We start from the raw sequence: 24,909 nt of genomic DNA on the forward strand, positions 1-24,909 counted from the left end.
GCCTCGCCTGCCGGAACGCCGGCCCAGACTCGATCCTGTGATTATATTTACTTGCGATTATATTTGTCGGAGACGTAACGAAGGTGGAAGCGTCTGCGTTCTTGAAACGGGGCCTGCCTATCCGGGTATGCTTCGGATCAGCACTGGAGAAAAAATTGGCCGCGGAGCCGCCCGTCATTTCTGGAGACAAAACCGAAGCCGCCGTTGCAAAACCGCTGCGCGCCGACGCGCAGCGCAACCGCGATGCGCTGGTCGAGGTCGCGGCAAAAGCCTTTGCCGCGCAAGGCGTCGATGCCTCGCTGGAGGAGATTGCGCGCCAGGCCGGCGTCGGCATCGGCACGCTCTACCGGCATTTCCCAACCCGCGAGCACCTGGTCGAGGTGGTTTATCGGCGCGAAGTGGAAGGACTGTGCCAGGCGGCCGACGAACTCGCCCACGATCATGCGCCCGACATGGCGCTCGAACAATGGATGCAGCGCTTCGTCGACTACATCGCCACCAAGCGCGGGCTGTCGACAAGCCTGCGCATCCTGCTCACGACCAACTCAACCCTGTTCTCCGACGTTTCCGGCAGGGTGACACTCGCCTTGCGGCGGCTGATCGATGCTGCGGTCGCCGACGGCTCGATCCGCGGCGATGTCGATGCCTCCGACGTGCTGCATGCGCTGGGCGGCATCTATTCGGCCCCGGACACCAAGGACTGGCGCGACCGCTCGCGCCGATTGGTGTCGCTGCTGATGGATGGGCTGCGGTTTGGAGCGGCCAAATCCGACCCATCCAAGGAATAACGAATGCAGTGACTGTCCTTATTTCAGCGAGATGCTCATACCGCTGAGATCGGCATTGACTTGCAGGCCTACCTGCCTGCCCGTGAGTTCGAGTTGGGCGCCCTTGTCATTTGTCATGACGATCACCTGGGCTCCTTTGCCGAGCGCGCCGCCACCGCCCGCTGCACCGTACACCCCCGTCACATCCCGGGCGCGGCGTATGTGGCGCACGGTACCTTTGAAATAGGTCTTGGAGGCGCCGAAGGCGAGGCCGCCCGAGATGCCGCCGACCGAGATGGGATATCGGCGACCATGGAAGGTCAGTGTGCCCTCGCCTCCGGAGCCGCCGATGAAAAAGGCCGCCTTGTAGACGGCGAAGCGGATCGTACCGCTGTCGGCATGCGCGACGCTGGCAAAGCTAACTGCCGCCGCAGCGATGACGGCAACTGCGACTGAACGAAATCTGGACGAAATCTTCATGATGAGAACTCCTCAAGATCGCCGCATGCCCAGCCGGCCGGGCACGTCGGCGTCGTATCAAAGTCATAGCTGAACAGTCTCGCCGGTCATTGGTTCCAAGCACGCGGCCTGAATCCGGCTGCGAGAAGACCGCCACGAAACGAGGCGGATGGCGAGCGTAGTCCTGGCTGTAAGAACAGTGGCCGAATGGTGGGGATGATCGTAGGTGTTGAGGCGGAATGGTATTAGTCTGCGCTGTCTGGGGTTTCGGGAGCGCGGCAAAGCAATGGACTTCAACTCACGCCATGGCTACCTGCTGATCGGTGGCCTGATCCTGGTCGGCGCCGGGCTCCTGGTCGTTTCGCTGATCGTCAATCTTCGCGTGGCGCACAGTGTGCGTGACGACGTACGCCATCGTGAAAAGCTGCTGGAATATTATCGCAATATCTTTTCGCAGCTGGGCGTGATCCTGATCGGAATTGGCGTGTCCCTGTTCATCTTCTTTTTTCAGCAGAATTATCAGGACCAGCGCAAACGCGAAACGGAGATCCAGCAGGTTCTCGCCAAACTGGCGGCGCGTGTTGCCCGCGGCAGCGCTGTCGTGGAGGCCCTCGGCGAATTCGACGCGCTGCTGGATGATGGCGGTGCCTATGTCAGTCCGGAACACGGCGGAAACAATGCCGCCGTCAGCGCCCACGGAACGGCGCTCGCCAAGCAGGTTTCGCAGATCCTTCTGGTCGAGCGCGACGTCGATGTTCAGGGGTTCGATATCCTGAATCTGTCACGCGATTTCGAAGCATCGTTCGTCGTCAACGAGCTCAACCCAACGCTATGGTTCAACATCGTCCGGGACGAGAGCGATATCAAATATGCCACTACCCAGATCGGCCTGGATTACAAGGACCTGCAGGATGCGATCGGCGGCGGGCCGATCGAGGTTGCGATCGCCAATCCCGAAAAGGAGCGGAAGATCAAGCAGGAGGTGCTCGACGTCTTTTATGATGCCGACCTCCTGCGCCAGCGCAGCAGGCGGTTTCTCGGCCGCGCGTGCTGGCTTTTCAGCAACGGGCGCGGCTTCGTCAAGCTTGCACCGGCCAATGAAATCGAAGCCGATGCCAGATCGCACCAGGAATGGCTCGACCGGTCGAAACCCTTCCTGACGCAGTTGAAGTCGGGAAGCGGCGATTGCTTCAAATTGCTCCAGTTCGGCCCGGCGTCTTTGAGTTGAGCGCGGCGTCGTGAGTTGAGAACGCGCCGGCGGCACGGTTCAATTTGAGTCCGGCGGCCTGGGAGCAAAACTCGATCAACTGGCTGCCGCCAAATGGCCGAGATGGATGGAAAGCGGACCTACTCGGCATTCGCATTGCGACTGAACACCTCGGCAGGAACTCGCAACTCCTCGGATTGTACGGCGGCAGGATACCCTGGAGCGGAAAATTTGATGCAGACGTCGCGCTTGTCCCTCTTGAGGTCGTAGGCGCCGAACTCTGCAAGGAAGGTGTCGCTGTATCGGATGCCGGATTCAGGATGTCGTGCCACGAGATAGATGTCGTATTGTTGGCGCTGACGAGTTTCAAACGGCCCGAATGCGATGACTTTCGAGTCCTTTTGGCCGGAGGCAGGGCATAGCCGTGCGAGCAGATAGACGTGCTCTCTGCTCGACCTTTCCAAATATTGTGTGATGTCGATGGTAGATGACACCTCCACCTTGAAATACTCTCCGTATGGAAGCTGCTTGCCAAGACTGGTCGGGGGTCTTCCTTCCACCACGCCTTGGTATTTCAACGAGCCGAGTCCCGCGCAACCAGAGAGGGACAGAGCTATGACGGCATAGAGAGCACGTACCCTCAACATCATGGAACTTTCACAACCTTCGCGCACGACAGTTCCGGCTGACGTTTGCCGGAATTACTGGATGTCCGCAATGGGGTCGAACTCGGTCGTTCGGATTGGTTGGGTGCTGACCCCTAGTCCCCCACGCGCTGCAGCGTACCGAGATGATTGTCGTCGAGAAATTCGATGGTCATGGTTGACGCCTTGCCGTCGGGGCCGACGGCAAAGCTGACGGCCGAGGGCCTGTCCGGCATCTCGGCATCGGGGAAGGTCACGAAGAGGTCGCGGTCGAAATGCTTCAGCGAATAGGACCGCGCGCCGGCGGGCCCGACCTTGAGGACAAGAGTGTCTCCTTCGCCCGACACAATAGCTTCGCCGAAGAAGTCGTTGAAGTAACGGCCTTCATAGGCACTGGCCGGCTCGGCCGGACTTGCTGGAGAGGGTGACGCGGCATAGGTAGCCTTGGCCGCCGCAATCACCGGGCCGAACATGCTCGCATAGATATTATTCCATGCCTTTACCTTATCCTTCCCCAGCGTTCCGTCGAAAACGAGATCGGCGAAGCTGTCGGACAGCCCCTCCGGCACGCCTGTCGGAAAGGCGTTGGCGACGACGACGATGCCAAGCTTCTCCTCGGGGAAGAGCATCACCAGGCTGCGTGCGCCGGCGCTGAAGGCGCCCGCGTGACCCCAGATCAGCCCGTGCCGGCCGAATTCGATATTCCAGCCGAGGCCGTAGAAGGCCTCGCCTCCGGAGACGGGATTCTTGCCGCGAGCCGTCAAGGGAATATGTGTCTGGTCCAGCGCATCGGCGGCAATGAGTCTCTTGCCGGCATAGACCCCGTTGCCGAGCACAAGGCGCATCCATTGCGAGAGGTCGCGTGCGGTGGAACTGACGCCGCCTGCTGGCGCCTGCGCATCCGGATAGCGCTGGACTTTCGCGGTCCAGGCGCCATCGATTTTGGCGTGAAGCTCGGCGCGGTTGGCGTGCTTGATGAAGTCCGAATGACGGGAGCTGGTCGAGGCCATTCCAAGCGGACGATAGAGCTTCTCTTCGGCGACCTTTTCCCATGATTTACCCGTCGGCTTCGCGGCCGCGACGGCACCCTCGGTCAGTCCGAAATTGCTGTAGGAATAACCCGCACGAAAGCTCGATGACGGCGACACGAACCGCAGCCGGCGCAGGATCTCCGCGCGGTCATAGCCGATGTCCTCGAGGTCGTCGCCGGCGGTGCCGGGAAGCCCGCCGCGGTGCGCAAACAGGTCGCGGACCGTGAGTTCGCTGGTTGGATAGGGCTGAGCGAGCCGGAAAGCCGGATCGAGGTCGGCGATCTTGGAATCCCACGAAGCGATCCCGTCGCTGACCAGCGCCGCCACGACGGTGGCGGAGACCGGCTTGGAGAGCGAGGCAATCTGGAAGACCGTGTCAGCATCGACGATCTCCGGTTTTCCGGCTTCGCGATGCCCGAACCCCTTGAGGAAGATCACCTCGTCGCCGTGCACGACGCCGATGGCCAGACCGGGCACGCTACCATCCGCGACGACGCCTTCGGCCAGCAATTCGAGCTTCGCAATGGCCGCGGCGATCCTGTCGGGTGGGATGGTATCGGCCGACGCCGCTTTCGGCGAAAGCGTAATGAGGGCGATGAAGGCCAACATCCTCCACCGGAGGTGATTCCGGTTTGTGAACAGCCGCATGCTCAGCCCCTCCGCTTCACCGGCGTGCACTATTGCAGGCCGACGCAGCGAAGGCCAGCCTCACGCTCGACCCGCGATCCTTTGACGGATATCCGCTTCACACCAGTCGAAATTCAGACAGCCGCGCCTGAGCTACGAAGCAGCGCGCAGGCGAAGGCGCCGCCTGCTGGCGCGGGCCTTCTCCGCCACCGCGGCGGTGATCTCGACCACGCCGTCTTCACGCGGTCTGGCGTTGGTGGCCTTGTGGAGCCGCTCATAGGGCAACAGTTCCTTGACCCGGGCTTGAAGCGACGCGACTTCGGCTCGCAGATCCTCGCATTCCTGCCGCTGGACGTCGAACTGTATCTGTTCGGATGCCTGCTGCAGGGAAAGCTGCGAAAAATTCGCGCTGACCGCGGAAAGGTTCATCTTGTCGTGTTCGCTCTCCTTCGTGAGAGCGGACAATTTTTGCTCGACAATTTGCTTTTCGGCCACCGCGTCGCTCGCTTGAGCCTTGAGCCTGGCGATCTCGGTGACGGCTTCGCTGTTGTGGTTGGAGGCGGCTTCCAGCCGCGATCGAAGGTCCTCGATTTCAGAACGCAAGCCGGTCATCTCCGCGACACTGCGTGCAAGCTCGGCTTCCCTGTCACCGTCCCTGAGGCGGGCCGCTTCCGTTATTTCCGATAGCTTCGTCTGCGCCATATCGAGCGATTTCTGCAGCCGCATTTCCTCTTTCTCGCTCTTGCCAAGCGCGGCCAGCAGTTCGGAAACCTGCGCGGCGTCATTGGCATGGACGGTCGAGAGTTCGTCCAGCCTGTGCCGCGCCTCGGCCTCCCGTTTCAGCGCCTTGTCGAGATCGATCGACAGACTGACATGCTTCTCCCGCAGCATCTCGTTCTCGCGCGAGCGTCTGTTGGCCTCGACCGCTCTGGCCGAGAGCGTTTTGACAAGCTCGCCGAACTCGGCCTCGCGTTTTGCGCTCGCATTGCCTGCCACGACGAGTTCCAGCCTTGCCGCCGCCAGCGCGCCGCGAAGTGCTTCCTTGTCCTCGACCAGGCTCGCCTCGTGCTGCTGCAGGGCCTCGATAGCGCTGTCGCGCTCGCGCTGCTTTCTGGTCGCTTCGTGGAGCTGTTCGGACAGCACTCTTTGCTGCGCGGTCAGGCCGGTATTTGCCAGCTCCAATTCGTTGGCGCGAAGAATGTCGCCGTGGAGCAGTTTTAGAAATTCGCCCGTCAGATGATGCGAGGTCGCGATCTCCGACAGTTTCGCATTGATCTCCCCCAGATACTCCTGCGCGTCGTGAAAGAGCCCATCGACCGCACTTAAGGCAGCCAGCCGGGTTTGCGTATGGGGGGACAGCCGTCGTGCGGTCTCGAAGGCGTCCGCATTGGCCTCGAGCTGCGAGTTGTCATCCGTTGCCGGGAGATTCTCATCCGATACAGTTTCATCCGGCACAGTGACGTCGTTCAGCGGCGACTGATCGTCCACATTGAGACATTCGCTAAACGCATCCGCCAAATCGGTTTCGAGTTCCTTGAACGCTCTCTCCACAGTCTCGGCACGCTTGATCAAACCTTTGAAATTCATGACCGAATATCCCTCTCGTGCAGCGCCGTTAAGGAGCGGATTTTCAACACTTGACCCTCGCCTCCCCCGAATGCGGGTTCATCTCCTGACGTGCGCTCTGGCCGACGCACGCTAGGGACAGGCTTGGCCACTGTCCTCGTGTGTTTGAATGACGCATAGCCGTGTTCTGCCGCGCTCCATACCCGAGGCGTTGGCACCGCTCGAAAAATGCCCACTCATTTCACCCGAAACGGATATGAAGCGGCGCAAGCATGAGGATCGCCTGGTGGCTGTTGTACGGATCGGCCGAGCGCCTCGGTGCTCTGCAGCAGCTACAAGTCACACTTGGACGAGGCGCGTTACGGCCGGAAGGCCTGACCTAATAAATGATTGTGTTGAATACGTTTCGCTGATTAGCTGCTGTGCATTGACCAGGGACAAGACCGATAAATGTTGTCCCGGGAGGACCGCGATGCCGGTGCTTGAGGTTTGCCACGTCTCCAAGAATTTCGGGGCTATCCAGGCCCTGACTGACGTCAGCTTCCAGGTGGAGCGAGGCGAAGTCGTTGGTCTGATGGGGGACAACGGCGCCGGCAAGTCGACGATAGTCAAGACTGTGGCCGGGAATTTTCCTCCGAGCGACGGCGAAATTGTAGTCGAGGGCGAGGTGTGCCACTTCCACCAGCCTGTGCAGGCCCGCGCCAAGGGGATCGAAGTTGTTTATCAGGACCTGGCGCTCGCCGATAATCTGACGGCCGCGCAGAACGTCTTTCTGGGGCGCGAGATCAAGAAAGGCTTCTGGCCGATCAGGATTCTTGACAAGCAGGCGATGATCGATCGCTCGGCAGCGCTGTTCAAGGAACTCAAATCGGAAACCCGGCCGCGCGACCTCGTCAGGAAGATGTCGGGTGGGCAGCGCCAGGCGGTCGCCATCGCGCGGACCCGGCTTTCAAATGCCAAGCTGGTGCTGATGGACGAACCAACGGCCGCCATCTCCGTGCGCCAGGTGGCGGAAGTACTCGAACTGATCCGACGCCTCAAAGCACAAGGAGTCGGCGTCATGCTGATCAGTCACCGAATGCCTGACGTGTTCGCCGTGGCAGATCGCATTATCGTCCTCAGGCGGGGCTCGAAAGTTGCCGACAAGCCAGCCGACAAAACATCGCCCGAGGAAATCACTGGACTGATAACGGGGGCCATCCGTGGCGAATAGTGTTCAGGAGTCAGTTGGCGTTCAGGGCTCAGTCGAAGAACATGGCCGGCCGGTAATGTCGGATTTCGTCCCGACCAAGGAAAAAACAGTTCTCCAACGGGTGATTTCAAGTCAGCCCTTCTGGGTGATGATCGCGCTCATCGCGCTCGTCATGTTGATGACTGCGATGGAGCCGAGCTTCGGCACGTCTGAAAACGTCGCCAATGTGACGCGCAATTTCGCACCTTTCGGCATCATGGCACTTGGCATGACGATCGTCATCATCACCGGCGGTATCGATCTGTCGGTCGGCTCCGTCATGGGTCTCGTGGTCATCGTCGCCGGCCTGTTCCTCACCTGGCATTATCCCTGGTACGTCGCCTTCGCCATGGGCCTTTTCTCCGGTCTGGCCTGTGGCGCGGTCAACGGATTCTTTGTCGCCTATGTCGGGATGCCGTCCTTTGTGGTCACCCTCGGTATGCTGTCCGTCGCGCGCTCGCTGGCGGTCGTATTCTCGGCCAACCAGATGCTCTACCAGTTCGGGCCCGATGCTCCGATCGTGAAGGCAATCGGTCAGTGGAAATGGCCGCGGCATGGTCCGAACGACTGGGCACCGCATTGGATACCAGAACTGTCGTCACAATTCTGGACCATGGTGATCTTGGCCCTGATTCTCGGCTTCGTATTCAACTTCACAGCCTGGGCCCGGCATCTCTTCGCCATCGGCGGCAATGAGGAGGCGGCACGGCTCACCGGCGTTCCGGTCAACTGGATTAAATTCCAGGCCTATGTCTTCTCGGCTTTCACCGCCGCGCTCGCCTCGCTCCTGCTCCTTGGCTATAACGGCTCGGCCATCAATGCCATGGGCCAGGGCTACGAGCTGCGCGTGATCGCCGCGACAGTCATTGGCGGCGCCAGTCTCATGGGCGGCGCCGGCACGGCCTTCGGTGCGATCATCGGTTCGGCCTTCCTCGAGGTGATCAGGAATGCGCTGCTGATGGCCGGCATCGATTCAAACTGGCAGGGTGCCTTCGTCGGCGCCTTCATCGTTCTTGCGGTTCTCTTGGGCATGCAAACCGGCGGCAAATCGATTCTCGCCGCGTCGCTGGCAGTCTTGATGCCCAAAAAACGCCGCTAGAAACCCGCCGGCGGGAGGCTTGCGGGACATCACACCAAGGAGGAGAACGTCACATGAAAAAACATCTGCTCACGGCCGCCGTCGCGCTTGGCGCAATGGTGCTCGCCGTTTCCGGCGCCCAGGCGAAATACACCTTCGCCCTGGTGCCGAAGAACATGAACAATCCTTTCTTCGACCAGGCACGCGACGGCTGCAAGAAAGCCGAGGCCGAATCCAATGGCGCCGTGGAGTGCATGTATATCGGCCCCGGCGAGCATGGTGGTGGCGACGAGCAGGTGCAGATCGTGCAGGACCTCGTGGCCAAGAAGGTGGACGGCATCGCCGTGTCGCCATCGAACGCCGCGGCGATGGCGGTTGCGCTGCAGGCCGCCAAGGAAGCCGGCATCCCGGTCCTCACCTGGGATTCCGACCTCCTGCCCGAGAACAAAGATCTTCGCGTCGCCTATATCGGCACGCACAATTATGAGATCGGCGAGAACCTCGCCAAGCTTGTCATGCAGATCAAGCCCAAAGGCGGCACGATCTGCATCCAGTCCGGCGGCGCCGCGGCGGCCAACCACAACGAGCGCATGCAGGGCATTCGCGATACACTTTCGGGCACCAAATCGGCGGCCTCGCCCGGGGATCGGCTGACGGGCCAGAACGGCTGGACTGAAATCGAAGGCTGTCCGCTCTACACCAACGATGATTTCCCGCTTTCGGTGCAACAGTTCGAGGATATCATGGCGAAAAACCCGAACCTCGACGCATTCGTCCCGACCGGTGGCTTCCCGCAGTTCATTCCCGATGCCAACCGCGCCGCGGTCGCACCGTACAAGGACAAGATCGCCTCGAAAGCCCTGGCCCTTGTCGTTGCCGACACGCTTCCGGTACAGATCGACCAGATGAAGGAAGGTTTCTCCCTTGGCCAGGTCGGCCAGCGGCCGTTCGAGATGGGCTACAAGACGATGATGGCGCTGAAGGAAATGAAGGAGGGCAAGGCTCCGCCGGCCGACCCGACCTACACAGGCCTCGATGTCTGCACTCCGGAGACAGCCGACACTTGCGTCGCCAAATAGTGCTTTTGGGCGGGAGGAAACTCCCGCCCTTTTCATAGGGGATCTCAATGCCGGAATTGTTCTCGCTCAAGGGCCGTGTCGCATTGGTCACGGGTGCCTCGCGTGGTCTTGGTTTTGCCATGGCCAAGGCACTTGCGGAAAACGGCGCGACGGTGATCGTCAATGCGCGCGACATGGCCGCCCTTTCCGCGGCCGCCGAAAGGATCGGTGCAGAAGCCCTGCCGTTCGATGTCACCGACGCGGCGATCTCAAGGGCGTCGCTCGAAGGAATCGTCGAACGCCACGGCCGCCTCGATATTCTGGTCAACAACGCCGGCATCCAGCATCGGAAACCGCTGGTCGAATGGCAGGACGAGGATTTCAACCATGTGGTTGCCGTCAATCTGTCGGCTTGCTTCCGCATGATGCGCGACGCGGTGCGCCTGATGCTGCCAAACAAGTTCGGGCGCATAATAAACACCGGATCGGTCGCAGCGATCCTTGGCCGTCCCACCATTCACGCCTATGTGGCGGCAAAGGCGGGGCTGCACGGGCTGACACGCTCCACTGCCGCTGAGCTGGGCCGTCACGGCATCACCGTCAACGCGATCGCCCCCGGCTATTTCGCCACCGAGCTCAACACCGCACTTATGCGCGACGAGGCCTTCACCAAATGGGTCGAGGCACGAACCCCCGCGGGCCGCTGGGCCCAGCCTGAGGAGCTCGGCGGAGCCGTGGTGTTTCTCGCCTCCGACGCTGCCGCTTACGTCAACGGGCACGTGCTCGCGGTTGACGGCGGGCTATCGGTTTCCCTGTGATTTCAACCGGTGACACCGTGCCGGCAGGGCGTGCCTGCTAGCCGCCTGAAATGACGACTTGCTGCATCCGCTGCTGGCCCGGTCCCCTGCACGGACGCCGACGCCAGACGATTGGATGACGCGCCGTATTGCAGCCGCCGACTTTCGATTCGCAACGGGTTATTTCGACGTCCGGCGGCATCGATGCTTGATGCCGCCAATATTTCATTCCACACACCGGTCACGATGAGAGACGACATACGGGATCAGCGCCGGGTATTCGGGTGGGCCTTGCCTGCCTCCGCGGTCGTGCATTTGCTCGCCGCCGCGCTTCTTTTGTCCGCACTGCCGCTGTCGCCCCCGCAGCCGCAGAAGGAGCAGGCCATCGCAGTGGATATCGTGCCGCCGCCTAAACCGCCGGAAAAAACCAAACCTCCTTCCCCCGCTGAACCGCCCAAGCCGGAAAAGCAGCCGGAAGCCAAGGTCGAGACGCCGACGAGCCGTGAGGTCACCGCGCAGAGACCTGTCTTCCAATTCGGTGAGAAGGACGCCGGTCCTCGCAAGTCTCTGGACGGCAACAGTGCGGAGGATGGTTCGGAACAATCGCTAGCGCCGCAAGTTCCCAGTAACCAGGATCTTGCACAGCCACCTGCCGTGACAGCGGTCGAGGGGAAAGACCAGGCTCCGTCGCCTGGCGCATCCGCGCCGCCTAAGCCCAAGCCAGCGAACGTCAAGGAGCAAAAACCCTTGAAGCTTCAGCAAGCCAAGACGTTGTTCTCGGAAGCAGCAACCGGTGATCCGATAGCGACAAGCGCAATGGGCAATATACCCCGCCCCGTGCGGATCGGTCAGCTCTGCCTCACGGAATTGCGCGAACAGTTGCGCCGCGCCTCGCCCCCCTATTTTCCCGACCTCTTGCGTTCATTCAGGCTGAAGGAAGGCACTATCATGCAAGTTCCCAGGACCGCCTTCCGTGCCAACGGGCAGTGGTACGATTTGAGCTATCGTTGCGAGGTCGATCCGGACGCGACGAAAGTCATTTCCTTCGCCTTCCGTGTCGGAGATCCGGTGCCGCGCAGCGAATGGAAGCGCCGCGGGCTACCCGCCGAATAGGTGGTCGAGGCCACGGAGGCTGGCTGGCCGGCGCCATCAAATCCGGCCGGCGATGTCTTCGCGCGCTCCGGGCTGCCGAACCAACACGCGCGAAAAGTGGCTTTCGTCAGCGGCCGCCGAAGTCTAGCATACGGCTTTGGGAGGAGGCTTCGATGACTTCAAGTTTCAACGTTCATCATGCTGCCGGCTATGAGCAGCTCATGGGCCGCTGGAGCCAAAGACTCGCGCCGCTGTTCATCGACTTCGTGGGGCTTGCCGACGGCGAAAACATCCTCGACGTCGGTTGCGGTACCGGCAGCCTGACCTTCGCGCTCGTCAAGGCCGCTGACCTCGGCGAGGTCGCGGCGATCGACTTTTCGGCCGTTTTCGTCGAGGAGGCAATCCGGCGCAACACCGATCCGCGGATAAAAATCCGTCAGGCGGATGCCTGCGCCCTGCCCTTTGAGGATGGCGCGTTCGACCGTGCCCTGGCCCTGCTCGTGCTCCATTTCGTGCCCGAAGCCGGCAAGGCAGTCGCCGAGATGCGCCGCGTCGTGCGGCCGGGCGGCGTCGTCGCGGCGACGGTATGGGACCATCTCGGCGGCATGCCGGGGATGCGCATGATGATCGACACGGTGGCGGTGCTCAGTGAAGGCGGACGCCAGCTGCGTGCCCGCTATTGCACGCAGCCGATGATGCAGCCGGGTGAAATGAAACGGACCTTTGTCGAACAGGGTCTCCGCGACGTTACGGAAACCGAGTTGATGATCCGCATGAACTACCAAAATTTCGATGATTACTGGGCGCCGATTGCCGCCGGCGAAGGGCCGCTCGGCAAATATGTGGCCGCGCTCGACCCGGAAGAGCGGGCGCGCACCGACGCCGCCATGCGCGACGCTTACGAGGCCGGCCGGCCCGACGGCCCGAGGTCCTTTGCCAATGTCGCCTGGGCCTGCCGCGGCGTCGTTGCCTGACGTTGGCGCTAATGCATGCCGCGCAAAAAGCGCATCGCATGAGGCCGATCGAACGCGACGCGCTTTAGCCGATCCCGTAGACCAGCCCGACGCGGCCGTCCGAAAGCTGTTCGACCTTGCGCAGTTCGAGCCCACGACGATTTTTCGCCGTCCCAAACAGCGCCTTTCCGTCACCGGCGAGCAGCGGATAGACGATCAGCCTGAGTTCATCGACCAGCCCGGCATCGATAAGGCTCGCGGTAATTCGGGCGCCGCCCATAAGGTAGATGTCCTTGCCGGGCTGCTGTTTCAGCGCAGCGATATCCTCGAAATTCCGCACGAAGCGCGTCTTTGGCCAGGCCGCCGAAGTCATTGTGTTCGACAGCACATAATGCGGCGTCTGCGCGGCGAAGCTGGCCCATTCGAGCTCGGCCGGCTTCGGTAACTTGCCGGTCATCGGCAGCGGCTTGTCGGGCTCGTTCTGGATGGCGCTCCAGTAGCGCTCGTAGCCGGCATACATGACGCTGCCAAGCAGGCAAGCGTCGATTTGCGGCGTCAGGCCGTATTCGTCCGACCACGCGTCGACCCAATCGGCATAGCCCTCGGGCCCCTCCATCTTGCCGTCGACGGAAATTTTCATTCCAGCGATCAATTTGCGCATGACTTCCTCCATCAGGCTTGCCGGATGCAAGCACGTTTCATCGTTTCAGCGTTGCTTCGTGTTGCTGGCGGCGACCTCAGGGATGGCCGCCGCGAGTTACATCAGGCCGGCAGGCGGCGGTCGTATTCTTCCCGCAGGCGGCTCCAGCCGTCCCAGAACGAGGTCGGCGTCTTGCCCGCCAGGCGGGCGGCCAGCAGGTCGAGGTGTATGTGCCAGCCGGCCGTGATGTTGAGCTGGATTGCACGTTCCGGCAGGCGGCGATGAACGACGGTGAGCAGCACATCGTTACCCTTCGCCTCCAGCAAGAAGGAGACGCCGCCGGTGTTTCCCCATGTGATGGAAAGCTTGCGCGGCGGATCGAGTTCGGTGATCCGGCCCTCCATCCGATGCTCTTCGGGAAAGCCCGCGGGGCGCTGGCCAGGCGGGTCCGTCAGCTCGTCGTTACGCCAGACCAATTCGAACGGGCTGCCGGCCTTCATTTCCATCTGGCCCGCGGCCATCCATTGCCGGCGCAAGTCACTCTCGGTGAGATAGGCCCAGACGCGCTCGATGGGGCCGGGCAAGAGGCGCTGGATGGTGAACGTGGCGGGCTCGCTCAGCTCGCCATAGGCGTCGATGGTTCTCATCTGGCTCATTGCTCGTCTCCTTCTTTCGGGTTGGGCGATTTCCTGGACTTATCCTGGGCTTTGCGTGCGTCCTCTTCGCGAAGAAGGCGTTCGAGAACATCGAGACGACCGGTCCAGAAGCGCTCGTAGAAGCTGAGCCACTGATGGGCGCTGGCCAGCGGTCCAGGGGCTAGTCGGCACAGATGCGTGCGGCCCCTCACCTCTCGACGAATAAGCCCTGCGTTCTCCAGCGCCTTGATGTGCTTGGAGGCCGCCGCGAGCGACATCGGGAAGGGTTCCGCCAGCTGGCTTACCGTTTTCTCGCCATCGGCGAGATCGCGAAGCATGTGCCGCCGGGTGGCGTCGCCAAGGGCGTGAAAAACCGCGTCCATCTGGGGTGTCTCTAATTCAACCATGTAGTTGAATATAGACGCATGCATTGAGATAGTCAACCGTTTGGTTGAATAATTTATGTGAAGCGCCGCGGGGCCGTTTGCGCCGTCGAACGTGTCGACGTGACGGGAGATACGGACGCGCCCCGCGACAGTAAGGGCGAGGCCCTTATTTGCCGTCGAAGAAACTGTGGATCGCGGCTTCCAGCTTTTCGATAAGCTGAGGGTTGTGGCAGCTGCCAGCCCAGATCAGGGCGTTTAGCCTCATCTCTTTGTTGATAAAGCTCACTTTCCCAGAATCCAGCAGGTATTCCGCGATCTCGTAGTGCCGCCCCTTGATAGCCTCGATGAGCGCGTTGTTTCTCCCTGTCTTGTCGGTCAGATTTACTTCCGCGCCATTCTCCACGAGCAACTTGACGACTTCGAGATGCCCGTTCTTCGCCGCCTCGATAAGAGCCGTTCTGCCGTAGTAGTCAGCTCGCGCGTTGATCTCTATTTGGGGGTGTCTCACGAGGACTGCGATACACGCGTAATGTCCCTTGGCCGACGCAAGGCTCAAGGGCGTGCTCTTCCACTTGTTTCTGGCATTCACGTCGATTTCCGGGTCTTCGATCAGCGCCTCCACCACAGCTGTGCGGCCATTGAGGGCTGAAAGGTGAAGTGCAGACCAGCCGCCGTCGTCCGACTGATTGATGTCGGCGCCAGCCGCCAATTCCGATCGAACCGCCTCCGCATCGCCTTGTTCTGCCGCGACCAGCAGGGGCGACCAGTCTCTTGCCCCTTCGGCTTCCAAGCTGTTGGTCAACGCAGTCGCCTCCTCGGATAGTCCACAGAATACCACAGAATCCGCGATAGTGGGGTCGTCCTGTATAGAGTTCCCTGGAGTCCGTGGGTCACAGAGAGCTGTCGGCCCGAAGCGGAGGATCAGCGCTTCACGTCCGTCTCCTCACATTCTCCTGATATCGACTGGCTTTGGCGGCCATTCAGACTAGATAGAGCCTGCGCCGGGCGGAACGATGCAGAAGGACCTGAACATGCCTGAACAGATTACCCTGAATAGACCTGAACAAATCAGATTGAACGACGGCTCCGCCATTCCGCAAATCGGCCTCGGCGTGTGGCAGGTCGATCCAGCCATCACCGCCAAGGTGGTGCGCTGGGGAATCGAGGCCGGCTACAGGCTGATCGACACCGCCGAAGGCTATCAGAACGAGGAAGGTGTCGGGCAGGCGATCCGCTCGGCCGGCGTGCCGAGAAGCGAGTTGTTCATCACCTCGAAACTGCGCAACGGCGCGCATCAGCGCGACGCCGCCTTGCGCGCCTTCGACGAAACGATGAGCAAGCTCGGCATCGAACAGATCGACCTGTTCCTGATCCATTGGCCGGTGCCCAGCCAGGACAGATATGTCGAGGCCTGGAAGACGCTGATCGAACTCAGGCAATCAGGCCGGATCAAGTCGATCGGCGTTTCGAACTTCAACCAGGACCACCTCGAACGGATCATCGGCGAGACCGGCGTCACGCCGACCGTCAACCAGATCGAGCTCCACCCCCGCTTCCAGCAGCGTGACAAACGTGAATTCCACGACAGGCACAACATCCGCATCGAGAGCTGGAGCCCACTGGGCAGCGGCCGGCTGTTGAGCGATCCGACGCTTGAAAGCATCGCCAGGAAACACGGCAAGTCGGTGGCGCAGACGATCGTCAGGTGGCACCTTCAGGAAGGGCTGATCGTCATTCCAAAGTCGATCCACCAGGACCGCATCGCCGCCAATTTCGATGTCTTCGATTTCGAGCTGGAAGCGAAGGACCTCGAGCTTATCCGGGGCATGGATTCGCCCGACGGCCGCACCGGCCCGAACCCCGCTACAGCCGCATTCCTGTTCTGAGGGCCGACAGTGAAGCTGCCAATCTCCCCCCTTGTGGGGGAGATGTCCGGCAGGACAGAGGGGGGCGCTGTCCCGGCAGCGATCAAAACGACCCTTCCCGCTAGCTCATATCCCCGAGCCATCCACCAGCGGCACATCTTCGCCCTCCCAGGGGCTCGGCATCGATCCCTTGCTGAGATTGGCCGACGGCAGCGGCATCCAGCACTTCAGTTCGGGTTCGGCATATTCGACGATGCGTCCTGGAGACGAGTCGGAGGCGCGCCAGCCTTCGCTGCCGAACTGATCGGCGCGGGCCCAGTAAGCCATGTCGACCTCGGCCGGACCCTGCTCGGACGGCCGAACCGTGACAAGGATTCTGCTGCCGTCCCTTGGCGCGCTCGACATGTGGCGCCACTGACCGGGCTCGTCCATTGCATTTCCTCCTGCGATCTTCGCCTCGAACGGATAGTCGCTTCGCGTTCGGAAGTGGTCAACCTGAACTTTTTTGCCTGAGACAAAACCCCTGTCCGGTCGTCGCGGAACAAGTCATGGCACGCCGGGTTTGGGCAAGTTGTTGAAGGAAGCAAAATGAGACCAGCGCCGCGACCCATCCTTACCATTATTGCATGGCAGGCCGCGTCTTTCGTTCGCAACCCGGTCCGTTCGCAATGAGGCAGGCCGGTTCCGATCATTCCATCCCACCGAAGGAGGGCAAGGGCGGCATAGGACGAGCGCTCGGCCTCGGCCTGATAACAGGGGCGGCCGACGACGATTGTTCCGCTATAGGCACCTATGCAAGTGCCGGCGCCCGTTTCGGACCCGACCTGCTCTGGACGGCCCCGGTGACGTTGCCGATGATGTACGCGGTTGTCTATCTGTCGTCGAAGCTCGGCCAGGTGTCGGGGCGCGGATTGTTCCACGTCATCAAGGACTTCTACCCGCGGTGGCTGCTCTGGTCGGTGCTGCTGGGTGTGCTCGTCGGCAACACCATCGAGGCAGCGGCGGATCTTGGTGGAATGGCGGCGGCGATCAACATATTCGTGCCGCTTCCCATTCCGCTGATCGTGCTGTTCGTCGCCGCCCTCATCTTCGCCCTCCAGGTCTTCGGCTCCTATACTTTGATCCGCAACATCTTTCGCTGGCTGGCGCTGGCGCTGCTCGCTTATGTCGGTGCCGCCATTCTGGCCAAGCCGGATGCCGCGGCGGTGCTGCGCGGAACGCTGCTTCCCAGGATCGAATTCAACCGGGAGTTCCTGTCGATCCTGGTCGCCATCATCGGTACGACGCTGTCCGCCTATCTCTATACGTGGCAGTCCAATGAGGAGGTGGAGGAGGAGATTGCCCAGGGGCGCACAACGCTCAGCCAAAGGAAGGGCGCTACCGACAGCGAACTCCGCCGCTCGCGCCGGGACATCCTCATCGGCATGATGTTTTCAAATCTCATCATGTATTTCATCATCCTGTCGACGGGGGCGACGCTCTACAAGGCGGGGCATCACGATATCGACACGGCCGCGCAAGCCGCGGAGGCGCTGCGGCCGCTCGCCGGCCAGGCCGCAAGCGTTCTGTTCGCCGCAGGTGTGATCGGCGTCGGTTTCCTAGCGGTTCCTGTCATGACCACCGGCGCTGCCTATGACGTGGCACAAGCCATCGGCTGGAAAAACAGCCTGCACGCCCGGGCTCGAGAGGCGCCCAAATTTTACCTCGCCATCGGATTTTTTACGGCGATCGCCGCTGGCCTGAACTTTCTCGGCTTCAATCCGATGAAGGCGCTGGTCTGGTCCGGCATCGTTCAAGGCTTCTCGACACCGCCCTTGCTGCTGCTCATCATGCTGATGACGAACAGCCGCAGGATCATGGGCGATCAGGTTAACAGCCGCAGCACCAACATACTCGGCTGGGCAACGACCGTCGCCATCTTCTCGGCGACGATCGGCCTGGTGGCAACCTGGTTCATGTAAATCCGGCAGGACAAGGGACGCTGCCAGTTGGACTACCCGTTCCCGCTTGCGGATTGCCCCAGCTTTGCCGGCCTTGGAAACTCCACAACATCTCCCACCGGCCGCTTGTATTGCGCTGCGACAATTGCATCGATCAGGAGATCCAGAGCCGCACGAGCCGTGCGGCTCGTCTCGTCCTCGCCGCTCAAATAGTGGCAGGCTCGTTCAAGGTGCAGGTGTGCGGCGGCAAAGTCGCTTGTCATAGGCATCTCCCTGTTGCCCGCCCGCCGGCAAGATGACCGCCTCGATTTAGCTAAAAGCAAATATCCACAGCCGGATTTGAATCAAATTGGCCTGACTCACTGCATGCCGCGGAGCCACTCCAGCGCCGTGGCCTGTGCCTCGCTTGCATCCTCCCCGAGGACCGCTAGGCCGTCGAGGATCGTGGTATCGGGACATAGTTCCTCGACGTCGCGCCGGGAGCGTCCGAGGGCGACTTGCCTTATATGTCCGGCCGGCTTCATGCGCTCTGTCCGACGCGCTGCGCCATCGCGGCTGAAGGCGCTGTGGCGGGTTTTCAGCGCGCTGCGGCGCATTGAATGAACCAATTGTGGGCGATGTGCCGCAAACTCCGTTCGCCCAATGCGCTACTTTTGAAATTTTCTCACTCTCTTAATTCTACAAACTCTCTAGATTTAACATAGATCGCTAGACCCAAGATCTTAAAATAGAGCGCTTGAGAGGGAGCCAGGAATGTCGAAAAAGCTCGTGGTGGGGCTGTCGGGCAATTTGACCCGGCCCTCGAAGACCAAGGCGTTCGTCAGCCACATTGTCGGGCAGGCCGCCGAAAGCATCGGCGCGGCCTCGGCCGTCTTCGATATCGAGGATCTCGGCGCTTCCCTGCCGCAGGCAAGGCGCCTCGGCGACCTCGACCCGGCGGCGCGCAACATTGTCGAACGGCTGCTGGGCGCCGACATCCTGGTGGCCGGCTCGCCGACTTTCAAAGGCAGCTATACCGGGCTTTTCAAGCATTTCTTCGACCTGCTCGATCCGTCGTCGCTGAGGGGCAAGCCCGTCATTCTCGCCGCGACCGGCGGCGGCGAGCGCCATTCGCTGATCGTCGAGCACCAGTTGCGGCCGCTGTTCGGCTTCTTCGAGGCGCTGACCGTGCCGACCGCGATCTACGCCTCCGACAAGGATTTTGCCAATGGCGTGCTGGTGTCGGAAGCCATCCACGCCCGCGCCCGGCAGGCGGTCGCCGAGGCATGCCGTGTAACCGGGGTGCCCTACGGCGTCGGCCTTGCCGCCTGAACGCACCACTGACCCGAGATCCCCTCTCCGATCCGTCCAGGAGCACGCCGCGATGACCAGATCCACCAAATCCAGGCAAATCAAACTGGGCGCTTTCCTGCCCGGCGGCGGACAGCATATCGCCGCCTGGCGCCACCCCGAGGCGCCGGCCGACGGCGCCACCAATTTCGAGTTCCACAAGCAGCTCGCCCTGACCGCCGAGCGCGGCCTGTTCGATGCCTATTTCCTCGCCGACAATCTGACGGTCGGGCTCGGCGCCCGCGAAGGCGGCAATGCCAAGATCGCCGGCTTCGAGCCAGTGACGCTGTTTGCAGCGCTGGCGCCGCTCACCACGCATCTCGGCTTCATCGCTACCGCCTCGACCACCTACGAGGAGCCCTACACGCTCGCCCGCAAATTCGCCTCGCTCGATCATCTGTCGAATGGCCGCGCCGGCTGGAACGTCGTCACCTCGGCCGGCGACGAAACCGCGCGCAACTTCAATCGCGAGACGCAGCCTGCCCACGCCGAGCGCTATGCCCGCGCGCATGAGCATGTCGAGACGGTCAAGGCGCTGTGGGACAGCTGGGAGGACGATGCCTTCATCCGCGACAAGAAATCGGGGCGCTTCTACGACAAGGACAAGCTCCACGACATCGACCACAAGGGCGCGCATTTCAGCGTGAAAGGGCCGCTCAACGTGCCGCGCCCGGTGCAGGGGCACCCGGTCGTGGTGCAGGCGGGGCAGTCGGAAGACGGTCGCAAGCTCGCCGCCCACTCGGCGGAAGTCATCTTCACCGCCCATCAGAACCTGGCGTCGGCGCAGGAATTCTATCGCAATATCAAGGCGCGCGTGACGGCCGTCGGCCGCGATCCCGAGCAGGTGCTGATCATGCCCGGCGTGGCACCCTTCGTCGGCCGCACCGAAGAAGAAGCGCGCGCCAAGTACCAGCAACTGAACGATCTCATCCTGCCCGAAGACGGCGTCGCCCTGCTCAACGGGCTGGCCGGCCAGACGCTCGACATCACCGGCTATCCGCTCGATGGACCACTGCCGCCGAGCAAGGAGACCGAAGGCATGAAGAGCCGCCAGGCGCTGATCCGCCAGATTGCTGACGAGCACAACTTCACCATCCGACAGCTCTACCAATGGGTGGCAACGGCCCGCGGCCATTATACCGTCATCGGCAGCGCCACGCAGGTCGCCGATCAGCTGGAGGAATGGTTCGGCAACGAAGCCGCCGACGGCTTCAACATCCTGCCGCCCTGGCTGCCCGGCGGGCTCGACGACTTCGTCGAGCTGGTGATCCCCGAACTGCAGCGCCGCGGCCTGTTCCGCACCGCCTATGAAGGCAGGACCCTGCGCGAGAACCTCGGCCTCAGGCGGCCGGAAAACCCCTGGACCGCCGCCCGCTCGGCGGTGCTGGCCGCCGAATAATCCCGAGAAACCCGATATTTTCCAAGCAGGAGGCAACACGATGACCTTGCAGCACATCGAACAGGCCGCCAGCCTCGGCACGCCTGACAGCACGACAAGCCTCGGCACGGACTTCCTGCGCCTCGGTGGCCGGGCGGGCATCCGCTTCCTGTCGCGCTACGGCGTCCTCATCGCTTTCCTCGCAATCTGGCAAGTGTCGAGCAGCGCGGGCTGGGTCAACGCGGCCGTGCTGCCGCCGATCGACATGATTGTCGCGGCACTTTGGAAGGGGCTGGTCGGCGGCACTCTGCTCAGCGACATCGCCATCAGCCTGCAGCGCGCCGGTCTCGCTTTCGCGGCCGCCGTGCTGGTCGCCATCCCGCTTGGCCTGTTCATGGGTCAGGTGCGCACGGTCGAGACCGCGCTCGATCCCATCCTGCAGGTCTTCCGCCAGACCTCGGCGCTGGCGCTCTATCCCGTCTTCATCCTGTTGCTTGGGCTCGGCGAAGCCTCCAAGGTGTTCGTCATCTTCTGGGCGACGCTGTTCCCGTTGCTGCTCAACACCATCGGCGGCGTCAAGCAGGTCGATCCGAAACTGCTGGAGATGGCCCGCGTCTATGGTGCCAGGCAGCTCATCGTCTTCCGTCGCGTCGTGCTGCCCGGCGCCGTGCCGTCGATCTTCGTCGGACTGAGGCTCAGCGCCACCACGGCGCTGCTGCTGTTGATCGCTTCCGAAATGATCGGCGCCAACAAGGGCATCGGCTTCCAGGTGATGAACGCGCAATACAATTTCCAGATCCCGCTGATGTTTGCGGCAATCGTCATCCTCGCCGGCCTCGGCCTGATTGCAAACCAGGCGCTGGTCAGCCTGCAGCGCCGGCTCTGCCGCTGGAGCAATTCCGTCGACTGACCACCCGCCCTTACCAATCTCAACCAGGCCAGAACTCAAATCAGGAAAGACCCGGACCATGAAAATCTCCCGCCGTTCCCTGCTTGCTGGCGCGCCCTTCGCCGCCGGCCTTCTCACCGCCGGCCTGCCGCGCTTCGCCTTTGCCGAAGCGGCACCCGTCAAGTTCCGCTCACTCGCCAGCCGTGGCAGCATCTCTCCGCATGAGTTGGCCGCCGAGCTCGGCTATTTCAAAGGCCTCGGTATCGAGGTCGAGAATGTCGGCTATTCCGGCGGCGGCCCGGAATCATTGTTTGCGCTGGCCTCCGGCAGCGTCGATATCGGCTCGGCTGCAACCGCCGCCGTGATCAACTCGATCTCCGGCGGCAACGACTTCGTCGCCGCCTATCCGAGCAACGGCATCAACAGCAAGGTGCGTAGCGTCTTCTACGTGCTGGACGACAGCCCGATCAAATCGATCGCCGACATCGCCGGCAAGACCATCGCCGTCAACACGCTCGGCGCCCATCTCGACTACACCGTGCGCGAGGCGCTGCACAGCGTCGGCCTGCCGCCGGATGCCGCCAATCTCGTCGTCGTGCCCGGACCGCAGCTCGAACAGACCTTGCGCTCCCGTCAGGTCGACATCGCGGCGCTCGGCTACTGGCAGGCGACGTTTGCCGGCGCCCTCGTCGACAACGGCGGCGTGCGTGGCGTGTTCAACGACACCGACGTGCTGGGCGAGCTGGCCGGCGGCTTCGTCGTGCTCAGGCGCGACTTCATCGCCGCGCATCCCGACGCCGCCCGCAATTTCGTCGAACAATCGGCGCGCGCCTCCGACTGGTCGCTGCAGAACCCCGACGAAGCGCGCAAGGTGCTGGCAAATATCCTCGACAAGCGCGGCGAGAACGGCGAGCTGGCGCGTTACTGGACCGGCTTCGGCCTGCGCCAGGGGGCCAAGGCGACGGACCGCGACATCGACTTCTGGGTCAGCGTGCTCGAGCGCGACGGCCGCCTGCCAAAGGGCAAGCTGAAGGCAGCGGACATCCTCTACCGGCCGGGCGAAACCAAGACCAACTGACAAAAGCAACCGACCAACCAGTTGGGAGACGCGCGCGATGAGCAGCACAAGCGGCGGTCAGGTCAGCATACGCGACCTGTCCAAATCGTTCAGCATCAGTGGGCGCTCGCTCGCCGTGTTGAGGACCCTCAACCTCGACATCCGCTCGGGCGAATGCCTTGTCATCGTCGGCGCCAGCGGATCGGGCAAGACCACGCTGCTGCGCATACTTGCCGGGCTGGAGGCCGCCGACAGCGGCGGCGTCGCTATCGACGGCAAGCCGGTGCACGGCGTCGGCGCCGAGCGTGCGGTGATTTTCCAGGAGCCGCGCCTGCTGCCCTGGCTGACCGTGCTCGGCAATGTCGCCTTCGGTCTCGAAGTGCGCGGCGTGCCGAAGGCGGCGGCCGAGGAAAGGGCGCACTTCTATATCGCGCTGGTCGGCCTCGCCGAATTCAGCGATGCCTTTCCCCGGCAGCTATCGGGCGGCATGGCACAGCGCGTCGGCATCGCCCGCGCCTTGACCGTGCAGCCCGAAATCCTGCTGCTCGACGAGCCGCTGGGCGCGCTCGACGCGATGACCAAGATCGGCATGCAGGAGGAACTGGCGCGCATCTGGAGCGAGGAGAACGTCACCATGGTGATGGTGACGCACGACCTCGAGGAAGCGATCTACCTTGCCGACCGGGTACTGATCCTGCCCAAGGAGAAAGGCGGCGCGGCGCGGCTGATCGACATCGACCTGCCCCGCCCGCGCGAGCGCAGCGAAAGCCGCTTCGTACGTTACCGCGAGGAACTGCTGCGCGAATTCGGCCTGCACTGAAAGCCGCCTAAGATCCCCGCCCCGCGCTTTCCTGGAACCGGATTCCCCGCCCCCGCATTTCCTTAACCGGGAGGCGAAGGAGCGCGGCATGAAAGCCTTGTTCGCAATCTTTGGCGGCTTCGTGCTGACGCTTGCCGTATTCGCCAGCGGCCTCGCCTTCGCCACCTGGCTTCTAATAGCCAAGCCGGTACGGCCGGCCGCCCCGGTCTCCAGCGTCGCCGAACTGTGGACCAGGGACCCGCGACCGGTGAACCCGGCCTCGCAGCGCCTCGAGCGCCTCCCGGCCCGCCCGGTCCCCGTTCGCACCTCGGAAGTCGATCGCACCTCGAAACCCGCCGATGCCGCCGCAGCGTCGACAACCGACATCACCGCGACCGGCTCTATCCAGCCACCAGCGGAAGAGCAGCAGACGCTGCCCGCCGCTCATGTCGAATGGTGCGCCAGCCGCTACCGCTCCTACAGGCCGGACGACAACCACTACACATCCTACAGCGGACAACAGCGCCCCTGCATCTCGCCCTATCTCGGCGCCGCCGATGACGGCAGCTATTTCGAGGCGAGCGATACGTCGTCGGTGGAGGGCTACCCGCCATCGGATGAACCCGGCGCCGCCGAGCTCTCATTCGACCACGTGCAATACTGCTTCAGCCGCTACCGGTCATATCGACCGGAGGACAACAGCTATCAGCCGTATTCGGGCGGGCCGCGCAGGCAGTGCGAGTAGGCAGGCCGTGGGGTGGCTGGCGGCCGCAGTGCATAGCGCCTTGTGCGACCCCACCCAACGATCACGCAGATTTCTTGGATCGTTCGGGTTGGCGCGGCGTTCATCCGATATCCAAAGGAGAAATCAACATGGGCGACGACCGGGAAGACAAGATTCGTGAGCGCGCATACCAGATCTGGGAACGCGAAGGCGGGATCCATGGCGATCCCGAGCGGCACTGGCACCGGGCCGAGGCCGAGATCGACAGGGAGGCGGCCCTGCCACTGACGGCAGGCGATGCCCTGCCGGAAACCCGCGAGGTCGCGAGCTCCGACGTTTTGACGGTGGAGGCCCTGGCGGTGCGCACCGGCATATCGGGCGAACAGGCGCAGGAGCTGATCGACAGGCTGGGAAACGACAGGGCGGCTATCGAACAAGCCGCGCGCAACCTTAAGGGGAAGCAGCGGCTCGGGGAGTGACAGATGATCAGAAAACTCAAAGACGGAAAATACCGCCTCTATTCGCGCAAGAAGGACGAAAAGACCGGCAAGCGCCGCAATCTCGGCACCTTCGATACCCGCGAGGCCGCCGAAAAGCACGAACGCGAGGTGCAGTATTTCAAGAGGCATTGAGGCGGCGTGCTGTCGCTTCGGTGCCTCCATTAGTTGATATTGAACAAAACGGGAACAAAAATGTCAAGAGCGAATTGACTCTGCGAGGAATGCCTTCCTATTTGTCAGTAGGTGGGGCGGTTGCT

General features: G+C 62.3%; 27 protein-coding genes. 18 read left to right on the plus strand and 9 right to left on the minus strand.

Going from position 1 to position 24,909, the window contains the following annotated elements:
• The first annotated feature begins 155 nt into the window (after positions 1-155).
• Positions 156-788, plus strand: coding sequence for a TetR/AcrR family transcriptional regulator (locus tag NKH16_RS23745; protein ID WP_352617164.1), 633 nt, complete (start codon positions 156-158; stop codon positions 786-788).
• An 18-nt stretch (positions 789-806) separates the two neighbouring features.
• Here NKH16_RS23745 and NKH16_RS23750 read toward each other — a convergent pair whose 3' ends face one another.
• Positions 807-1,247 (minus strand): lipid-binding SYLF domain-containing protein, encoded by a 441-nt coding sequence (locus NKH16_RS23750; protein ID WP_352451439.1) that lies wholly within the window; start codon positions 1,245-1,247, stop codon positions 807-809.
• Between the two features lie 265 nt (positions 1,248-1,512).
• On the opposite strand from NKH16_RS23750, the gene NKH16_RS23755 reads away from it, so the two are divergent.
• The gene (locus NKH16_RS23755) at positions 1,513-2,454 is read left to right on the plus strand and encodes a hypothetical protein (RefSeq protein WP_352744149.1); all 942 of its coding nucleotides are present in this window, start codon (positions 1,513-1,515) and stop codon (positions 2,452-2,454) included.
• A 119-nt stretch (positions 2,455-2,573) separates the two neighbouring features.
• Here NKH16_RS23755 and NKH16_RS23760 read toward each other — a convergent pair whose 3' ends face one another.
• The 3 genes from NKH16_RS23760 to NKH16_RS23770 all read right to left on the minus strand — a co-directional run bounded on the left by NKH16_RS23760 (position 2,574) and on the right by NKH16_RS23770 (position 6,322).
• Positions 2,574-3,011: a hypothetical protein gene (locus NKH16_RS23760; RefSeq protein ID WP_156937356.1), complete on the minus strand. Its 438-nt coding sequence runs from the start codon at positions 3,009-3,011 to the stop codon at positions 2,574-2,576.
• A gap of 182 nt (positions 3,012-3,193) precedes the next feature.
• Positions 3,194-4,756: a serine hydrolase gene (locus NKH16_RS23765; protein WP_352744147.1), complete on the minus strand. Its 1,563-nt coding sequence runs from the start codon at positions 4,754-4,756 to the stop codon at positions 3,194-3,196.
• Positions 4,757-4,888: 132 nt separating this feature from the next.
• Positions 4,889-6,322, minus strand: a complete 1,434-nt coding sequence (locus NKH16_RS23770) for a coiled-coil domain-containing protein (RefSeq protein ID WP_352744145.1) — start codon at positions 6,320-6,322, stop codon at positions 4,889-4,891.
• 451 nt (positions 6,323-6,773) lie between these two features.
• Here NKH16_RS23770 and NKH16_RS23775 point away from each other — a divergent pair, with 451 nt between their 5' ends.
• The 6 genes from NKH16_RS23775 (at position 6,774) to NKH16_RS23800 (ending at position 12,531) form a co-directional block, all read left to right on the plus strand.
• Complete coding sequence (locus NKH16_RS23775) at positions 6,774-7,514, plus strand: ATP-binding cassette domain-containing protein (RefSeq protein WP_352451444.1); 741 nt, start codon at positions 6,774-6,776, stop codon at positions 7,512-7,514.
• Between the two features lie 55 nt (positions 7,515-7,569).
• Complete coding sequence (locus tag NKH16_RS23780) at positions 7,570-8,631, plus strand: ABC transporter permease (protein WP_352451445.1); 1,062 nt, start codon at positions 7,570-7,572, stop codon at positions 8,629-8,631.
• A 53-nt stretch (positions 8,632-8,684) separates the two neighbouring features.
• A complete protein-coding gene (locus tag NKH16_RS23785; RefSeq protein ID WP_023677316.1) occupies positions 8,685-9,689 on the plus strand; it encodes a sugar-binding protein in 1,005 nt (334 codons plus the stop codon).
• A 47-nt stretch (positions 9,690-9,736) separates the two neighbouring features.
• Positions 9,737-10,486: a glucose 1-dehydrogenase gene (locus tag NKH16_RS23790; RefSeq protein ID WP_352451446.1), complete on the plus strand. Its 750-nt coding sequence runs from the start codon at positions 9,737-9,739 to the stop codon at positions 10,484-10,486.
• A gap of 183 nt (positions 10,487-10,669) precedes the next feature.
• Positions 10,670-11,578 (plus strand): DUF930 domain-containing protein, encoded by a 909-nt coding sequence (locus tag NKH16_RS23795; protein ID WP_352451447.1) that lies wholly within the window; start codon positions 10,670-10,672, stop codon positions 11,576-11,578.
• 152 nt (positions 11,579-11,730) lie between these two features.
• Positions 11,731-12,531, plus strand: coding sequence for a class I SAM-dependent methyltransferase (locus NKH16_RS23800; RefSeq protein WP_352451448.1), 801 nt, complete (start codon positions 11,731-11,733; stop codon positions 12,529-12,531).
• 64 nt (positions 12,532-12,595) lie between these two features.
• Here NKH16_RS23800 and NKH16_RS23805 read toward each other — a convergent pair whose 3' ends face one another.
• The 4 genes from NKH16_RS23805 to NKH16_RS23820 all read right to left on the minus strand — a co-directional run bounded on the left by NKH16_RS23805 (position 12,596) and on the right by NKH16_RS23820 (position 14,973).
• The gene (locus NKH16_RS23805) at positions 12,596-13,171 is read right to left on the minus strand and encodes a dihydrofolate reductase family protein (RefSeq protein ID WP_352451449.1); all 576 of its coding nucleotides are present in this window, start codon (positions 13,169-13,171) and stop codon (positions 12,596-12,598) included.
• A gap of 101 nt (positions 13,172-13,272) precedes the next feature.
• Positions 13,273-13,806, minus strand: coding sequence for an SRPBCC family protein (locus NKH16_RS23810; RefSeq protein WP_352822064.1), 534 nt, complete (start codon positions 13,804-13,806; stop codon positions 13,273-13,275).
• The gene (locus NKH16_RS23815) at positions 13,803-14,192 is read right to left on the minus strand and encodes an ArsR/SmtB family transcription factor (RefSeq protein WP_352744234.1); all 390 of its coding nucleotides are present in this window, start codon (positions 14,190-14,192) and stop codon (positions 13,803-13,805) included. The genes NKH16_RS23810 and NKH16_RS23815 overlap by 4 nt, the downstream gene beginning before the upstream one ends.
• Before the next feature lie 145 nt (positions 14,193-14,337).
• Positions 14,338-14,973 (minus strand): ankyrin repeat domain-containing protein, encoded by a 636-nt coding sequence (locus NKH16_RS23820; protein ID WP_352451451.1) that lies wholly within the window; start codon positions 14,971-14,973, stop codon positions 14,338-14,340.
• A 229-nt stretch (positions 14,974-15,202) separates the two neighbouring features.
• Here NKH16_RS23820 and NKH16_RS23825 point away from each other — a divergent pair, with 229 nt between their 5' ends.
• Positions 15,203-16,057, plus strand: a complete 855-nt coding sequence (locus tag NKH16_RS23825) for an aldo/keto reductase (RefSeq protein WP_352451452.1) — start codon at positions 15,203-15,205, stop codon at positions 16,055-16,057.
• Between the two features lie 105 nt (positions 16,058-16,162).
• Here the strand turns inward: NKH16_RS23825 and NKH16_RS23830 are convergent, their stop codons facing one another.
• Complete coding sequence (locus tag NKH16_RS23830) at positions 16,163-16,468, minus strand: hypothetical protein (protein WP_023677305.1); 306 nt, start codon at positions 16,466-16,468, stop codon at positions 16,163-16,165.
• Between the two features lie 236 nt (positions 16,469-16,704).
• Between NKH16_RS23830 and NKH16_RS23835 the strand changes: the two genes are divergently transcribed.
• The 9 genes from NKH16_RS23835 (at position 16,705) to NKH16_RS23875 (ending at position 24,784) form a co-directional block, all read left to right on the plus strand.
• Entirely contained in the window at positions 16,705-17,997 is a 1,293-nt protein-coding gene (locus tag NKH16_RS23835; RefSeq protein WP_352744138.1) for an Nramp family divalent metal transporter, read from the plus strand.
• 732 nt (positions 17,998-18,729) lie between these two features.
• Complete coding sequence (msuE, locus tag NKH16_RS23840; RefSeq protein ID WP_023677302.1) at positions 18,730-19,287, plus strand: FMN reductase; 558 nt, start codon at positions 18,730-18,732, stop codon at positions 19,285-19,287.
• A gap of 52 nt (positions 19,288-19,339) precedes the next feature.
• On the plus strand, positions 19,340-20,704 hold the full coding sequence (locus tag NKH16_RS23845; RefSeq protein WP_352744136.1) for an LLM class flavin-dependent oxidoreductase: 1,365 nt from the start codon (positions 19,340-19,342) through the stop codon (positions 20,702-20,704).
• A 40-nt stretch (positions 20,705-20,744) separates the two neighbouring features.
• Entirely contained in the window at positions 20,745-21,593 is an 849-nt protein-coding gene (locus NKH16_RS23850) for an ABC transporter permease (protein ID WP_352744134.1), read from the plus strand.
• A gap of 58 nt (positions 21,594-21,651) precedes the next feature.
• Complete coding sequence (locus tag NKH16_RS23855; RefSeq protein ID WP_352617202.1) at positions 21,652-22,650, plus strand: ABC transporter substrate-binding protein; 999 nt, start codon at positions 21,652-21,654, stop codon at positions 22,648-22,650.
• 37 nt (positions 22,651-22,687) lie between these two features.
• The gene (locus tag NKH16_RS23860; protein WP_352451457.1) at positions 22,688-23,449 is read left to right on the plus strand and encodes an ABC transporter ATP-binding protein; all 762 of its coding nucleotides are present in this window, start codon (positions 22,688-22,690) and stop codon (positions 23,447-23,449) included.
• Between the two features lie 88 nt (positions 23,450-23,537).
• A complete protein-coding gene (locus NKH16_RS23865) occupies positions 23,538-24,173 on the plus strand; it encodes a BA14K family protein (protein WP_352744133.1) in 636 nt (211 codons plus the stop codon).
• 128 nt (positions 24,174-24,301) lie between these two features.
• The gene (locus tag NKH16_RS23870) at positions 24,302-24,631 is read left to right on the plus strand and encodes a DUF2934 domain-containing protein (RefSeq protein WP_287286361.1); all 330 of its coding nucleotides are present in this window, start codon (positions 24,302-24,304) and stop codon (positions 24,629-24,631) included.
• Positions 24,632-24,634: 3 nt separating this feature from the next.
• Positions 24,635-24,784 carry a hypothetical protein gene (locus NKH16_RS23875; protein WP_023677295.1) on the plus strand — a complete coding sequence of 50 codons (150 nt, stop codon included), beginning with the start codon at positions 24,635-24,637 and terminating at the stop codon, positions 24,782-24,784.
• The last annotated feature ends 125 nt before the right edge of the window (positions 24,785-24,909 follow it).

It is taken from the genome of Mesorhizobium sp. M1307, from assembly GCF_040318155.1.
Classification (GTDB): Bacteria; Pseudomonadota; Alphaproteobacteria; order Rhizobiales; family Rhizobiaceae; genus Mesorhizobium.